This window comes from Actinomadura rugatobispora, assembly GCF_042656285.1.
GTDB classification, from domain to species: domain Bacteria; phylum Actinomycetota; class Actinomycetes; order Streptosporangiales; family Streptosporangiaceae; genus Spirillospora; species Spirillospora rugatobispora.
The window spans coordinates 110827-125562 of record NZ_JBHSON010000005.1; the positions used below are offsets into that span (position 1 = coordinate 110827).

The 14736-nt window shown below is 72.6% G+C and carries 10 protein-coding genes; 4 read left to right on the forward strand and 6 right to left on the reverse strand.

Annotated features, from left to right (window positions below):
• Nucleotides 1–93: 93 nt before the first annotated feature.
• Nucleotides 94–2715 carry a replicative DNA helicase gene (dnaB, locus tag ACFPZN_RS05115; protein WP_378280613.1) on the forward strand — a complete coding sequence of 874 codons (2622 nt, stop codon included), beginning with the start codon at nucleotides 94–96 and terminating at the stop codon, nucleotides 2713–2715.
• Between the two features lie 243 nt (nucleotides 2716–2958).
• Here the strand turns inward: dnaB and ACFPZN_RS05120 are convergent, their stop codons facing one another.
• On the reverse strand, nucleotides 2959–3411 hold the full coding sequence (locus ACFPZN_RS05120) for a MarR family winged helix-turn-helix transcriptional regulator (protein ID WP_378280614.1): 453 nt from the start codon (nucleotides 3409–3411) through the stop codon (nucleotides 2959–2961).
• Between the two features lie 92 nt (nucleotides 3412–3503).
• On the opposite strand from ACFPZN_RS05120, the gene ACFPZN_RS05125 reads away from it, so the two are divergent.
• The gene (locus tag ACFPZN_RS05125; protein ID WP_378280615.1) at nucleotides 3504–4628 is read left to right on the forward strand and encodes an epoxide hydrolase family protein; all 1125 of its coding nucleotides are present in this window, start codon (nucleotides 3504–3506) and stop codon (nucleotides 4626–4628) included.
• On the opposite strand, the gene ACFPZN_RS05130 is transcribed toward ACFPZN_RS05125, so the two are convergent.
• Together ACFPZN_RS05130 and ACFPZN_RS05135 are read right to left on the reverse strand one after the other, a co-directional pair.
• Nucleotides 4588–5520, reverse strand: a complete 933-nt coding sequence (locus tag ACFPZN_RS05130; RefSeq protein WP_378280616.1) for an NAD(P)-dependent oxidoreductase — start codon at nucleotides 5518–5520, stop codon at nucleotides 4588–4590. The genes ACFPZN_RS05125 and ACFPZN_RS05130 overlap by 41 nt on opposite strands.
• 123 nt (nucleotides 5521–5643) lie before the next feature.
• Entirely contained in the window at nucleotides 5644–6504 is an 861-nt protein-coding gene (locus ACFPZN_RS05135; protein WP_378280617.1) for an NAD(P)-dependent oxidoreductase, read from the reverse strand.
• Between the two features lie 116 nt (nucleotides 6505–6620).
• On the opposite strand from ACFPZN_RS05135, the gene ACFPZN_RS05140 reads away from it, so the two are divergent.
• Nucleotides 6621–10076 carry an AfsR/SARP family transcriptional regulator gene (locus tag ACFPZN_RS05140; RefSeq protein WP_378280618.1) on the forward strand — a complete coding sequence of 1152 codons (3456 nt, stop codon included), beginning with the start codon at nucleotides 6621–6623 and terminating at the stop codon, nucleotides 10074–10076.
• Nucleotides 10077–10103: 27 nt separating this feature from the next.
• Here the strand turns inward: ACFPZN_RS05140 and ACFPZN_RS05145 are convergent, their stop codons facing one another.
• From ACFPZN_RS05145 to ACFPZN_RS05155, 3 genes are all read right to left on the reverse strand, one after another.
• Nucleotides 10104–11018: an SDR family oxidoreductase gene (locus ACFPZN_RS05145; protein WP_378280619.1), complete on the reverse strand. Its 915-nt coding sequence runs from the start codon at nucleotides 11016–11018 to the stop codon at nucleotides 10104–10106.
• Between the two features lie 95 nt (nucleotides 11019–11113).
• Nucleotides 11114–12334 carry a methyltransferase gene (locus tag ACFPZN_RS05150; RefSeq protein WP_378280620.1) on the reverse strand — a complete coding sequence of 407 codons (1221 nt, stop codon included), beginning with the start codon at nucleotides 12332–12334 and terminating at the stop codon, nucleotides 11114–11116.
• A gap of 369 nt (nucleotides 12335–12703) precedes the next feature.
• On the reverse strand, nucleotides 12704–13069 hold the full coding sequence (locus ACFPZN_RS05155; RefSeq protein WP_378280621.1) for a nuclear transport factor 2 family protein: 366 nt from the start codon (nucleotides 13067–13069) through the stop codon (nucleotides 12704–12706).
• A 178-nt stretch (nucleotides 13070–13247) separates the two neighbouring features.
• On the opposite strand from ACFPZN_RS05155, the gene ACFPZN_RS05160 reads away from it, so the two are divergent.
• Nucleotides 13248–14720: an AlkA N-terminal domain-containing protein gene (locus tag ACFPZN_RS05160; RefSeq protein ID WP_378280622.1), complete on the forward strand. Its 1473-nt coding sequence runs from the start codon at nucleotides 13248–13250 to the stop codon at nucleotides 14718–14720.
• Nucleotides 14721–14736 lie beyond the last annotated feature (16 nt).

Sequence of the window (14736 nt, forward strand, 5' to 3'; positions counted from 1 at the left end):
GCTCGGAGAATGTCAGACGCACATGAGATGAACGGAACCTAGAGGAGCCGGACGGGACTGCCGCGGCGACTGAGGCCATGGGGGGCTGCTGGAATGAGCGTGACCGAGCTCGGACCGCACGAGCAGGAGTTCGAGCGCACCCCGCCGCACGACATCTCCGCAGAGCAGGGCGTCATCGGAGGCATGCTGCTCTCCCAGGACGCCATCGCCGAGGTCATCGAGCTCCTGCGCACCCACGACTTCTACCGGCCCGCCCACCAGATCATCTTCGACGCGATCCTCGACCTGTACGGCCGCGGCGACCCGGCCGACGCCGTCACGATCGCCGGGGAGCTGACCAAGCGCGGCGAGATCGCCCGGATCGGCGGCGCCCCGTACCTGCACACCCTGATCTCCTCGGTCCCGACCGCGGCCAACGCCGGCTACTACGCCAAGATCGTCCGCGAGCGCGCGGTGCTGCGCAAGCTGGTCGAGACCGGGACGCGGATCGTCCAGATGGGATACGCCGCCGACGGGGCCGACGCGGACGACGTCCTCGACCGGGCCCAGGCCGAGGTCTTCGCCATCGCCGAGAAGCGCACCGGCGAGGACTACGTGCCGCTGAGCGAGATCATGCCGGGCGCGCTGGACGAGATCGAGGCCATCGGCAGCCGCGGCGGCCAGATGACCGGCGTCCCCACCGGCTTCGCCGATTTCGACGCCCTCACCAACGGCCTCCACCCCGGCCAGATGATCGTGGTCGCCGCCCGCCCTGCAATGGGAAAGGCATTCCGGACAAATACCCCACTAGCGACCCCCACCGGCTGGACGACGATGGGGGAGGTCAAGGTGGGGGACTACCTGATCGGGGCCGACGGAAAGCCGACCCGCGTCGTCGCCGCCACCGAGGTCATGTACGGCCGCCCCTGCTACGAGGTCGAGTTCTCCGACGGCGAGGTACTCGTCGCCGACGCGCAGCACCAGTGGCGGACGACGACCCGTGCGAGCCGCCGCCAGCGTAATGAGCGCAGGCCTGCCTACCACTGGTCCGCAGACGCGATCAACCGGGTTCGGTGGGCAACGGCGGCCGCGAACGAGCAGCCCAGGAGACTGATCTCGCATCGCCAGGCGGTGGCAGAGGTCGGCGCGGAGTTCCACCATGCGCTCCATGCGGTCACCAGGCAACTGGGCCACCGCGGCGAGGTCGATACGAGCATCTCAAAGCGACAGGTCCGTTATGAGTGCGCGACTCTTTACCGTGGGCTGCTGCAGCGCGCCGTCCGTCCGAAGAACTTCGCGATCACGGCGGAGCACCGGCCCATCAAGACGACGGAGGAGATCGCGGCGACCCTGCGCTGTGGCGGTGACAACCGTCCCAACCACGCGGTCGAAGTGGCCGCGCCCTTCCGGCTGCCGCACGCCGAGTTGCCCGTCGACCCCTATGTCCTGGGGGCGTGGCTTGGTGATGGGGACAGCTGGGCCGGGGCCATCACGTGCTTCGACGAGGAGATCCTGGAGCAGATCGAAACGGCCGGGCAGCCGGTCGTGCGGTACAAGACGCCTGGACGGTTCGGTCTCCCTCGCCTGGTAACGAAGCTCAAGGAGTTGGGGGTTTGGCGGAACAAGCACATCCCCGCGCGCTATCTGCGGGCGTCCGAGGAGCAGCGGCGCGCTCTGCTGGCCGGGATGCTCGACACCGACGGGTACGTTTCCGAGATCGGTCAGGTCCAGCTCGCGTTCGTGAACAGGCGGCTGGCCGAGGGGGCGCACGAGCTGATCCTCAGTCTCGGCTACCGGGCGACGATGACCACCAAGCCGGTCAAGGGGCGTTCACCTGAGACCTCGACGTTCTATCGGATCAATTTCACTCCGGCGGAGCCGGTGTTCCGGCTTCCGCGCAAACTGGAGCGGCAGCGCAAGAGGGTGGATCCGAAGGCGCGGGTCCGGTACATCGTCGATGTGCGGCCGGTGGAGAGCGTGCCGGTGCGGTGCGTCCAGGTCGACAACGCCGACCACATGTATCTGGCCGGGCGCTCCTGCATCCCCACGCACAACTCGACGCTCGCGCTCGACTTCGCCCGCGCCGCTTCGATCAAGCACGGTCTGACCTCGGCGTTCTTCAGCCTGGAGATGGGGCGCAACGAGATCACGATGCGGCTGCTGTCGGCGGAGGCCCGGGTGGCGCTGCACGCGATGCGGTCCGGCACCATGCAGGACGAGGACTGGACCCGCCTGGCCCGCAGGATGAGCGAGGTCGCCGAGGCCCCGCTGTTCATCGACGACTCGCCCAACATGTCGATGATGGAGATCCGCGCCAAGTGCCGCAGACTCAAACAGCAGCACGACCTGCGGCTGGTCATCATCGACTACCTGCAGCTGATGACCTCCGGCAAACGGGTGGAGAGCCGGCAGGTGGAGGTCTCGGAGTTCTCCCGTTCGCTGAAGCTCCTCGCCAAGGAACTCGGCGTGCCCGTGATCGCGCTGTCTCAGCTCAACCGTGGTCCCGAACAGCGGACCGACAAGAAGCCCATGGTGTCGGACCTGCGCGAATCGGGCTCCATCGAGCAGGACGCGGACATGGTCGTGCTGCTGCATCGTGAGGACGCGTATGAGAAGGAGTCGCCACGGGCGGGTGAGGCCGACCTGATCGTGGCCAAGCATCGTAACGGCCCCACGGCGACGGTGACCGTGGCGTTCCAGGGGCACTACAGCCGCTTCGTGGACATGGCGCAGTAGCGGCGTGTCCGAGCGGCCGCGCGTCCCGTTCGGGCGGCCTGCCTTGCACTTGGGGCGCTTGTGTCTTGCCGCGCACGGGGCTGCCCGCGCTGCCGGCGGCGCGGTCGCCCTGCCGCCTGCTGTCCTGGCCTTCCTTGGCCACGCAACCATCCCCATCCCCGGATGCCGGGGTGGCTCTGACCGGCCGTGTGGATGTGCGCCCAGGGCCGATCTCGGCTGTGCGGCGGCCGCCTGCGGGTCGGTTCAGGGGCGGGTGTGGTGGTCGACCAGGCGGGACAGGAGGTCGGTCAGGGTCGCGCGTTCGGCTGGGGTGAGGGGTGCCAGGAGGGTGTCCTGGATCTCGGTCACGACGCCGTCCAGCTCCTTGAGGTGCCTGCTTCCGACCTGGGTGAGGGTGATGACGTTGCGGCGGCGGTCGTCGGGGTCGGGGGAGCGTTCGATCAGGTGCTTGGCGGCCATCTCGTTGAGCGCGGCGACGACGTCGCTGCGGTCGATGCCCGTGCTGCGGCCCAGGGCGGCCTGGCTGGACGGGCCGAACTCCTCGAGGGCAGCGAGCAGGCGGTAGTGGTAGCCGCGGACGCCCTCGGCGGCGAACCGTTCGCCGATCAGGCGGTGGCTGTGCATGGAGGCCTGGCCGAGCAGCCAGCTGGGCGCGTGCCTGAGGCGGGCGGGCTGGGGGCCCTCGGCCTTCATCATGCGCGCGAGTCTAGCAACTTGTTGGCAACACCCACGATTAACGTTATCGTTGGCTACACCAATGTTGGTGATGCCAATGAATGGAGTGGGAGATGGCCGACATCGTCGCGTTCCGTGCGCAGGTGCCCCAGGCGGACCTGGACGATCTCGCCGGGCGGCTGGCCCGCACGCGGTGGCCGGACGAACTGCCGGGCGTCGGCTGGGACCACGGGATCCCGCTCGCGCGGACGAGGGAACTGGCCGAGTACTGGCGCACCGGGTACGACTGGCGCGCCCAGGAGGCGAGGCTCAACGAGTTCCCCCAGTTCACGACGGAGATCGATGGGGCGAACGTGCACTTCTACCATGTGCGCTCGCCCGAGCCGGACGCGCTGCCGCTCATCCTGACCCACGGCTGGCCCAGCACGTCCGCCGACTTCCTCGACATGATCGGGCCGCTCTCCGATCCGCGGGCGCACGGCGGCGATCCGGCCGACGCGTTCCACGTGGTCGTCCCGTCCATCCCCGGCTTCGGGTTCTCGGGGCCGACCAGGGATCGGGGCTGGGACGTCCCCCGCGTCGCCCGCGCGTGGGGCGAGCTGATGAGGCGGCTCGGGTACGAGCGGTACGGCGCGCAGGGGGGCGATTTCGGCTGGCCGATCTCCCACGAACTGGCCCTTCAGGAGCGGGAGTCGGTCATCGGACTCCACCTCAACTACCTGCCGACGCCGTCCGGCGGGGAGGACGGCGACCTGACGGAGGAGGAGCGGGCGCGGCTCGACCGGATGAGGAACTATCTGGCGGAGCCGGCCGGGTACTGGCGGATGCAGTCCACGCGACCCCAGACCCTCGCGTACGGGCTGTCCGACTCCCCCGTGGCGCAGCTCGCGTGGATCGCGGACAAGGTCGCGGAGTGGAGCGATCCGGCGAGCGAGATCAGTGATGACCGGCTGCTCACGACGGTGATGCTGTACTGGCTGAACGGGACGGGCGGATCGTCCTCGCGCCTGCACCGCGAGTCGGGCGGCAAGCGCGGCGGCAGGCCGCTGCCGTGCCCGGTGCCGCTGGGCGTGGCGGTGTTCCCGCACGATCTGGTGCTGCCGATCAGGCAGTTCGCCGAACGCGTCCACGATGTCGTCCACTGGACGGAGTTCGACCGGGGCGGTCATCTTCCGGCGCTGGAGGTGCCGGAGCTGCTCACCGGCGATGTCCGGGCGTTCTTCCGGCTCCTGCGCTGAGGCCCGTTCCGTCCAACGTCAGGAAGTCGATGACGCGGGCGATGCTCTCCCTGCCGTGGCCCGCGTCGATGGCGCGCCGGGCGGCGGCGTGGGCACCGCGCAGGGACGCCGCGTCGATGCCGCGTGCCTCGGACGCCTGGATGACGTGTTCCATCCCGGCGGCGATCGAGGTGGTGTTGGAGACGTCGTCCCGGAAGTCGCCCGTCTCCAGGTTGCGGACGATCTCCGTGCCGAACGCGGGCAGCATGCCGAGGATCCCCTGGGCGAACGGCGCCAGGTCGCCCGGGGCGATGTTCTCGGCCCTGGCCAGCGCGAACGCGTGGATGATGGCGCTGACGGACGTCCAGGCGATGCCGAGCAGGGCCACGTCGTAGGCCGCGGCCCGTCCCGGGTCGGCGCCCAGGTAGGTGCCCGTGCCGCCCAGGGCTTCGAGGGTGTCGCGGTGCGCGCGGTAGACCGGCTCTGGTCCGCTGTAGAGCAGGACGGCGTCCGGTCCGCCGATGGTCACGGTCGGGGTCATGATCGAGCCGTCGAGGTAGTCGATGCCGTGCCCGGACGCCCACGCGGCCATCGCGCGGGCGCGTTCGGGCGAGTCGGCGGTGAGGCTGACCAGCGTGCGGCCCTTGAGCGCGGACGCGGCGGACTCGGTGATCGTCTGGACGGCGTCGTAGTCCAGCACGCACACGATCACCAGGGGGCTCGCGGCCGCGGCCTCGGCGGCGGTCGGCGCGGCGGAGGCCCCTTCGGCCACGAGCGCCTCAGTCTTCGCGGCGGTGCGGTTCCAGACGGTGGTGGCGTGCCCCGCCTTGAGGAACGCCCTGGCCAGCGCCTGCCCCATCGGGCCCGTCCCGAGGATCGTCACGGGGGCGCGGGTGGCGGTGGTGGTCGTCATGTCGGCTCCTTGGTCTTCGGTGGTTTCACCCTGCCGGGGAGCACTTCTGGCGGACTTCCGGACCGCTTTCGGCCGGCGGCGCGCCTCCTGGTCGGCCCCGGGCGAGCCCGGGGCCGATCGCCGTCAGCCCGCTTTCCTGATCTGGTCGATCAGGGGCGGGAGGAGGTCGTCGTGACCGGCGTCCACGATGTCCTGCATCGCGATGAGCAGGTGGCTGAGGAGCACGTTCGGGACGCCCTCGCCGCGGGACGCCTCGACGATGTTGGACATCCCGACCGCCTGCATGCCGAGCGGCGAGGCCTCCTCGTCCTCCGCCGCGCCCTGCCCGATCGGCGCCGCCATCGCCTGCAGCCACGGAGCGAGGTACGCCGAGCCGAACTCGGCGGCCCGTTCCTCCCCCACCATGGTGATCGCGTGCCGGACTCCGGAGGCCATCCCGTACATGGCGCTGAGCAGGGCCAGGTCGTACAGCGAGGCGAGCCCGGCGTCCCCGCCCAGGTAGTGGGCGCCGCCGAGGCGGTCGAGCGCCGGCCGCGCCCGGTCGAACGTCTCGCGCGAGCCGCTGTAGAGAATGAACCCCTCGGGCGTGCCGATGAGCCGGGGGATCGCCATGATGCCGCCGTCGACGTACCAGGCGCCGCGCGCGTCCAGCCGGGCGGCGAGCGCCCGGGCCTGGTCGGGCGTGCCGTTGGTGAGGTTGACCAGGTCGCGGCCGGTGAGGGCGTCGGCGGCCGGGGCGAGCAGCTCCTCCACGACGGGATAGTCGAGCAGGCAGGCGATCACCAGCGGGCTCGCCTTGATCGCGTCGGTGACGGAGGCGGCCCGGACGGCTCCGGCCGCGACGAGGTCGTCGGCCTTCCCGGGTGAACGGTTCCAGACGGTGGTGGGGTGCCCGGCCTTGAGCAGGGCCGCGGCGAGAGCGCTTCCCATGGAGCCGAGCCCGAGCACGGTGACCGGGCTGTTCGTCGTCGTATCGGTCGTCATCGTCTTCCTCGTCGGTCGTGGTTCGGGGCGGTCTCAACACTGCGGGACGGGCGTTGCGGTCTGGTTCGGGTCGGCTTGTGGTGCGGTGCGCGGCGGGGTGCGGGTTAACTGGCCGCGTGCGTTTCGGGGTGCTGGGGTCGCTGGAAGTCTGGGCGGCGGACGGAAGGGCCGTCCGCGTACCGGAGACCAAGGTCAGGGCGCTGCTGGCCGTCCTGCTGATCCATCGCGGCCGTCCCGTGCCGGCCGACCGGCTGATCGAGGACCTGTGGGGGACGGAACCGCCGGGCAGCCCCGCCGCCACGCTCCGCGCCAAGGTGTCGCAGCTCCGCCGCGTCCTGGCCGGCGCGACCGGCCGTCCCGGCCTCGAACTGGTCGCCTTCCGCTCCCCCGGCTACCTGATCAGGACGGTTCCGGGGGAGGTGGACGCGGACCGCTTCCTCGCGCTGCTGCGGGACGCGGACGAGCGGGCCGGCGCCGATCCGCGGGCCCGGGCACGGTCGCTGGCGCAGGCCCTGGACCTGTGGCGCGGCCCGGCGTTCGCCGACTTCGCCGACGAGGAGTTCGCGCGGACGGAGATCCAGCGGCTCGAGGAGCGGCGGCTCGTCGCGGTCGAGGACCTGGCGGAGACGCGGCTGGAGCTGGGGGAGCACGGGACCCTGGTGAGCGAGCTCGGTGATGCCGTCTCGGTCCATCCTCTGCGTGAACGGCTCCGCGCCGCGTACATCCGGGCCCTCTACCTGTCGGGACGGCAGAGCGAGGCCCTGGCCGACTACACCGGCTTCCGGCACCTGCTCCAGGACGAACTGGGCATCGACCCAGGGCCGGAGCTGGTCGCTCTACACCAGGCCATCCTGCGCCAGGACCCCGCTCTGCGAACGCCGCCGTCACGGTCTCCCGCGACGGCTCGTCCCGTGAGCAACCTGCCGCATCCGCTGACCGCGCTGATCGGACGGGAGGACGCGGTGCGGGAGGTGCGCGGGCTGCTCGCGTCCGAGGAACGCCTGGTGACGCTGACCGGGGCCGGCGGCGTCGGCAAGACCCGGCTGGCGTTCGAGGCCGCGCGGCGGTCGGAGGACGCGTTCCCCGACGGCGTGCTGGCGGTGGAACTGGCCGCGCAGCCCCCGGCGAAGGCGGGGAGCGAGGGTGCCGCGCGGGTGGCCGAGGCCGTCGCCGCGGTGCTCGGCATCCGCGACGACGGCCCGGCCTCGCGTCCGGCGGCGGACGAACGGACCCGCCCGCTGCTCGAACGGCTCGTCGAGGCCGTGCGCATGAAGCGGATGCTGCTCGTGCTGGACAACTGCGAACACGTGGTGGGCCCCGCCGCCGAACTGGCCGCCGAGCTGCTCCGCGAGGCACCGGACCTGCGCGTCCTCGCGACCAGCCAGGAGCCCTTGGCGGTGGTCGGGGAACGCCTGTGGACCGTCCAGCCCCTGGACCTGCCTCCCGCCGAGGATGCCGGCGACCTGCTGGAAGGGCGGTCGAGCGCGGTGCGGCTGTTCGTGGCGCGGGCGCGGGCGGCCGCCCCCGGCTTCGCCCTGGACGCGTCGAACGCCGCCGCGGTCGCCGCGATCTGCCGCCGGCTGGACGGGATCCCGCTGGCCCTGGAACTGGCGGCGACCCGGGTACGGGCCATGGGCGTGCACGAGCTGGCGGAACGGCTCGACGACCGGTTCCGGGTGCTGACGGCCGCTCCGCGCGGCCTGCCCGCCCGCCAGCGCACGCTCCGGGCGATGATCGACTGGAGCTGGGAGCTGCTGACCGAGCCCGAACGGGTCGTGCTGCGGCGGCTGGCGGTGCACGCGGGCGGCTGCACGCTGCGGTCGGCGGAGGAGGTCTGCTCGGGGGACGGCGTCCGGGCGGACGAGGTGCTCGGGCTGCTGGGCCGGCTGATCGACCGCTCCCTGGTCGTCCCGGTGCACCCTCCCACCGCGGATGCGGCCGGGGCGCGGGAGGTGCGTTACCGGCTGCTGGAATCGGTCGCCGCGTACGCCAGGGAACGCCTGGACGAGGCGGGCGAACTCGACCGCGTGCGGCGCCGTCACCTCGACCACCACCTGGCACTGGCCGAACGCGCCGAACCCTTCCTCCGCGGCCATGACCAGCGCCGCTGGCTGGAACACCTGGACGCCGAGGCCGCCAACCTCCGCACCGCCCTGGAAACAGCGGTAGGCACCGCATCAACCGGCGCCGCGCCGACGCCTGGCCCGGGGCCAGCGTCCGCTGTGGGGCTGGCGCCGGGCGCTGCGTGCGACGCCGGTGTGGCTCCCACGTCCGATGTGGGGCTGGCGCCGGGCGCTGGGGACGCGTCCGGTGCGGGGGCGAGGGCTCCGGAGGCGGCGTTGCGGCTGGTCAATGCGCTGGCCTGGTACTGGTTTCTGCGGGGCCGGTACGCCGAGGCGCGCCGCTCACTCCAGTTGGCCCTGACGGCGGCGGGCACGGCGGTTCCCTCGGCCGATCCGGTGCGGGCGGCGGCGATGGCCTGGGACGCGGGCATGGCGCTGCTGGTCCTGGACGGCAGCGAGCCGGATCCGATCCGGTACAGCCGATCGGTCCTGCGCCTGTACGACGAGGCCGACGACCCGGCGGGACGGGCGCGGGCGCGCTGGTTCGTGGGGTTCTGCCGGCTCGGTTTCGGCGACTCCGCGGCCGGTGCCGGGTTCGCGCTGGTGGAGGAGGCGCTCGCGGAGCACCGCATGCTCGGTGACCGCTGGGGTACGGCGGCGGCGCTGAGCGTCCGCGCGGAGGTCTCCCTCTACCGCGGCGAGACGGACCGGGCACAGCGCGACGGCGAGGAAGCCATGGCGCTGTTCCGGGAGCTCGGCGACCGCTGGGGGGAGCTGAAGATCGTCCATGTCCTGGGCGAGCTGGCCGAGATCACCGGCGATTACGAGCGCGCCGAGCGGCTGCGCCGGGACGGCCTGCGCGTGGCCGAGGACCTGGGGCTGTGGAACGAGGCGTCCGGCATGCTCGCCAGGCTGGGACGGGTCGCCCTCCTCAAGGGTGACCTCGACCAGGCTGAGGAACTGCACCGGCGTGCGTGGGACCTGGCCGCGGCACGCTCGTACCTGCGCGGCCAGGAGTTCGCCGAGGTGGGCCTGGGCATGCTGGCCCGAAGGCGGGGACGCCTGGACGAGGCGGAGCGGCACCTGCGGGCCTGGCTGGAGTGGTGCCGCCGCTGGGAGGGCGAGGCCGGGGTGGCCTTCACCCTCGCCGAGCTGGGGTTCGTGGCGGAACTGCGTGGCGACGCCGGGGAGGCACTCGCGCTGCACCGGGAGGGCTTGGCCGCCGCTCGTTCCACAGAGGACCGGCGCGCGCTGGCGTTGGCGTTCGAGGGCCTGGCGGGGGCGTGGGTACTGGTGGACGAGCACGGCCGCGCGGCCCGGCTGCTGGGCGCGGCGCATGCGGCCAGGGCGTCGGTCGGCCTTCCGCTGCCATCGGCGGAGCGGGGCGATGTCGACCGCATCGCCGCCGGCCTCCGCCTCGCCTTGGGCGACGCCGCCTACGAGAACGACTTCGAGGCGGGCGCCGCCGAACCTCTGGACGAGGTCGCCCGCCGAGAAGCCTCCAATTGAGGGCGCCGGCCGAGGGACGTTCGGCGGTCAGGGGGTGGGGGTGGTCTTCGAGGTGGCCAGGAAGTCGCGGTAGTAGGCGGCGAAGTCGGGACGGGTGCCGTCCACGTCGGTGAACCCGTACTCCGCGGACAGGCCCCCGGTGTCGTACGAGCCGCCCGTCTTGGACATGATCTCCGGGTCGGCGGCGAGCGCGACGACGGCTCTCCCGATGTAGGCGGGCGTCTCGGACTGGGCGAAGTGCGGGTCCTTGGCGGCGCCGTCCCGCCAGGTGGCCTCGGTGACGCCGAAGTGGTCGAGCATGGCCTCCGAGCGCAGGAAGCCGGGTGTGAGCGAGAGCGCCGCGACGCCGTGCGGTTTGAGCTCGGCGGCTTGGTTGCGGGCCATCCTGATCACCGCGTGCTTGGCCAGGTCGTAGAAGAACGTGCCGCGGTAGCCGTCGAGCATCTCCTCGACCCACTGCTCGGTGCCGTCGGTGATCTCGATGACCAGGCCGCGGCCCGTGCCGATCAGGAGCGGCAGCGCGTGGTGGCTGGTGATGATGTGGGTGTCGACGGCGCGGTGCAGCAGCGTGAGGCCGTTGCCGAGGTCGTGCTCCCACAGCCGCTTGTCCCACTGGGTGAGGGCGTCTCCGCCCCAGATGTCGTTGACGAGCAGGTCGAGGCGTCCGTGGTCCTGGGCGATCCGCTCGGTGAGGGCGCGCACCTGGTCGGGGTCGGAGTGGTCGCAGCGGACCGGGATGCCGGTGCCGCCGCGTCCGGTGACCTGTTCGGCGGTCTCCTCGATCGTCTCCGGACGGTCGAGGTCGGAGCGGCCGGTGTCCCGGGACGTGCGGCCGGTGACGTACACCGTCGCCCCGGCCGCGCCCAGCTCGGTGGCGATCCCCCGGCCGGCCCCGCGCGTGGCGCCGGCGACGAGCGCGACGGTGTCGGTGAGCTGCCCCATGATCGTCGTCCCTCTCCAGAGTTAATAAATGTCTGTTCGTTTACTATAGGGCACAGCAGAGGGGAGGGAACGGCGTTCGAAGTCGGGTCAGGCGGTCAGGCGGGGACGAGGCGCCAGAGGGAGGTGACTTCGGCCGCGCGCGCCTCGTGGAGCTGGTCGTCGGCATCGGCGGCGCGCGGATGGACGGGCTTGGCGTCCAGGCGTCCCGCCACCTTCAGGCCGCCGGCGTCGAACGCCGCCAGGAGTTCTGCGCGCGTCCGCAGGCCCAGATGCTCGGCCAGGTCGGAGAGGATCAGCCAGCCCTCGCCGCCGGGCGCGAGGTGCTGGGCGAGTCCGCCGAGGTAGGCGCGGAGCATACGGCTCTCAGGGTCGTAGACCGCGTGCTCCAAAGGGGAGCTTGGGCGTGCGGGCACCCACGGCGGATTGCACACCACCAGCGATGCGCCGCCTGACGGGGACGGCGGCCACAGGTCGGCCTCCACGACCTCCACCCGGTCCGTCAGACCCAGGCGCGTGATGTTCTCGTGGGCGCAGGCAAGCGCGCGCGGGTCCTGGTCGGTGGCCACGACGCGTTCCAGGCCACGGCGTGCCAGGACGGCTGCGAGCACCCCCGTCCCAGTGCCGATGTCGTACGCCAAGGACCTGGACACCGGAAGAGGAGCCTCCGCGACCAGGGAGACGTACTCGCCCCGCACCGGGGAGAAGACCCCGTAATGCGGATGGATGCGGTCTCCGCCCAGCGCCGGGATGGAGACGCCCTTCTCGCGCCACTCGTGCGCGCCGATGACGCCCAGCAGTTCGCGCAACGACACCACGTAAGGCTCGTCGCCCGGCCCGTACGCCTCGAAGCACGCCTGCCTTACATCGGGAGCGCGTCGCAGTGGAACGACATGGCCCGCCTCCACCGGGATCAGCACCATGCCCAACGTGCGGGCGCGCTGTGCCTGCGCCTGGCGGTGCATGTGGAACGCCTGAGTCAGGGACGGCTCCGCGGCCTGCTGCCGCTTTCGCTGCGCGCGCTTGGGCGGACGGTCCACGCGCCGCATCATCGCTTGGAGCAACTGCCGCGCGTTCTGGAAATCGCCCTGCCAGAGCAGCGCGGTGCCCTCGCAGGCCAGCCGGTACGCGTCGTCGGCCTTCACGCGGTCGTCCGCGACCACCACGCGTCCGGGCGGGGGCGCACCGCTCTCCGAACGCCACCGCGCCGAATGCCGCGCCCCGCTCCCGTCGCCGTCCCGCTCATCCGCCCAGGTGAGGGTCTCGGCCTCGCCTTCGACCAGAGAACGCGCCGCCCGCCTTCCACGCCGACCGTTCATGAGTCCGCCATCCCCGTGGGCCACGCCGTTCACTCGATCGTATCGGCGCCCTATCCAGCCCTATCCAGCCCTATCCCGCGTCACGGCGCCCGGGGAGAGCCCGGGGTTGCGCTGGGGGAACCGTAGGAGCGCAACCCCACCTCACCGGCCCGCAACCACGCCCCCCCGTCCGGCCTCAAGGCCCCCACCGGGGCGCCTCCGCCCCGCCCGGCCTCAACCCGCCCGGGGCGTCTCCGCCCCGCCCGCGCCGGACCCGTCCTCGCCGGAGCCCGCCCCGCCCTGGAATCCGCGCCAGACCCTGCGCCGAGCCCGTCCCCGGAGTCTGCGGCGCGGTTCCGGGTGAGCGGGGCTGGGACGGGTTGGGCCGGGTCAGGCGGCGGGGACCTTGTCGAGGAAGCCGTGCACTTTGCCGATCCGGCCGTCACCGGTCAGAACCGCCACGTCGAACCCGACCACCACGGCCTCCCCGCCCTCCGGGCCGAGTTCCCAGGTGAAGCGGGCCAGGTCGTGGTGCGCGTCCACGTCTCCGGCCAACCGGAAGACGAAGTCGGGGAACCGCTGCTGGACGGCGCCGATCACGGCGTCGATCGCGTCCCGGCCCGCCACGTCCACCAGCGGGTCGGTGTAGGTGGCGTCCTCGGCGCAGAGGCCGTCGACGGCCGCGCGCCGGGCGCCGGCGTCCCGCTCGTTCCAGGCGGCCAGGTAGCGTTCCACCAGGTCCTTGACGTCGCTCATCGTCCGCTCCTCCGTGTCCGGTGACGCGGGCGGCGGGGGTTCGCCGCCCGGCACGGACCACGGTGCCAAGCCGGACGCGGAAGATCGATTACCTGGCGGGTCATCGCCGCCGCGACCGCCGACGATGATGTCGGATTCTCGCTAGTGGAACGCGGTGACCATCGACGATGCTGGAGGCATGCACGAGGACGTGGAGCGATGCGTACGCGCGGTGCAGTCCAAGGACGCCCGGTTCGACGGGTGGTTCTACACCGCCGTCGTCACCACCGGCATCTATTGTCGGCCCAGTTGCCCCGTGGTGCCCCCCAAACCGGAGAACATGCGCTTCTACCCCAGCGCCGCGGCCGCCCAGCAGGCCGGGTTCCGGGCGTGCAAGCGCTGCCGTCCCGACGCCAGCCCCGGCTCTCCCGAGTGGAACCACCGCGCGGACGTCGTGGCCCGCGCCATGCGGCTCATCGCGGACGGGGTGGTCGACCGCGAGGGCGTCCCGGGCCTGGCCGCGCACCTCGGTTACAGCCCGCGGCAGATCGAACGGCTGCTGAACGCCGAACTGGGCGCCGGCCCGCTCGCGCTGGCCCGCGCCCAGCGCGCGCAGACCGCGCGGCTGCTGATCGAGACCACCGCGCTGCCGATGGGCGACATCGCGTTCGGCGCCGGGTTCGCCAGCATCCGGGCGTTCAACGACACCGTCCGCGAGGTGTTCGCGCTCACGCCGAGCGAACTGCGCGACCGGGTGGCGCGCGGGCATCCGGCCACCGCGGGGCCGGGGTCGCTGTCGCTGCGGCTGCCGTTCCGCGCCCCGCTGTGCCCGGACAACCTGTTCGGGCACCTGGTGGCCACCGCCGTCCCGGGCGTCGAGGAGTGGCGGGACGGCGCGTACCGGCGCACGCTGCGCCTCCCCCACGGGCACGCCGTCGTCGCGCTGCGCCCGCACCCCGACCACGTCGCCTGCACGCTGTCCCTCACCGACCTCCGCGACCTGACCATCGCGATCAGCCGCTGCCGCCGCCTGCTCGACCTCGACGCCGACCCGGTCGCCGTCGACGAGCTGCTGCGCTCCGACCCGCTCCTGGAGCCGCTGGTGGAGAAGGCCCCGGGACGGCGCGTGCCGCGCACCGTCGACCCGGCCGAGTTCGCCGTGCGCGCGGTGCTGGGCCAGCAGGTGTCCACCGCCGCGGCGCGCACCCACGCCGCGCGCCTGGTCACCGCCCACGGCGACCCGATCACCCCGGTGGGCGGGCTCACGCACCTGTTCCCCGGCCCCGAAGCGCTGGCCGGCCTGGACCCGTCCACGCTCGCCTTCCCGCAGTCGCGCCGCACCACCTTCACCACCCTCGTCGCCGCCCTCGCCAGTGACGGCATCGACCTCGGCGCGGGCAGCGACTGGGACAAGGCCCGCGCCGCCCTCGGCGAACTCCCCGGAATCGGCCCCTGGACGATCGAGACGATCGCCATGCGCGCCCTCGGCGACCCCGACGCGTTCATCCCCACCGACCTGGGCGTCCGCGCCGCCGCCCGCGACCTCGGCCTGCCCGGGACGCCCGCCGCGCTCACCCGCCGCGCCGCCGCGTGGCGCCCCTGGCGGGCATACGCCGTCCAGTACCTCTGGGCGACCGGCGACCACGCCATCAACCGCCTCCCCGCCGCCTGAGCGGCCATGCCATCGA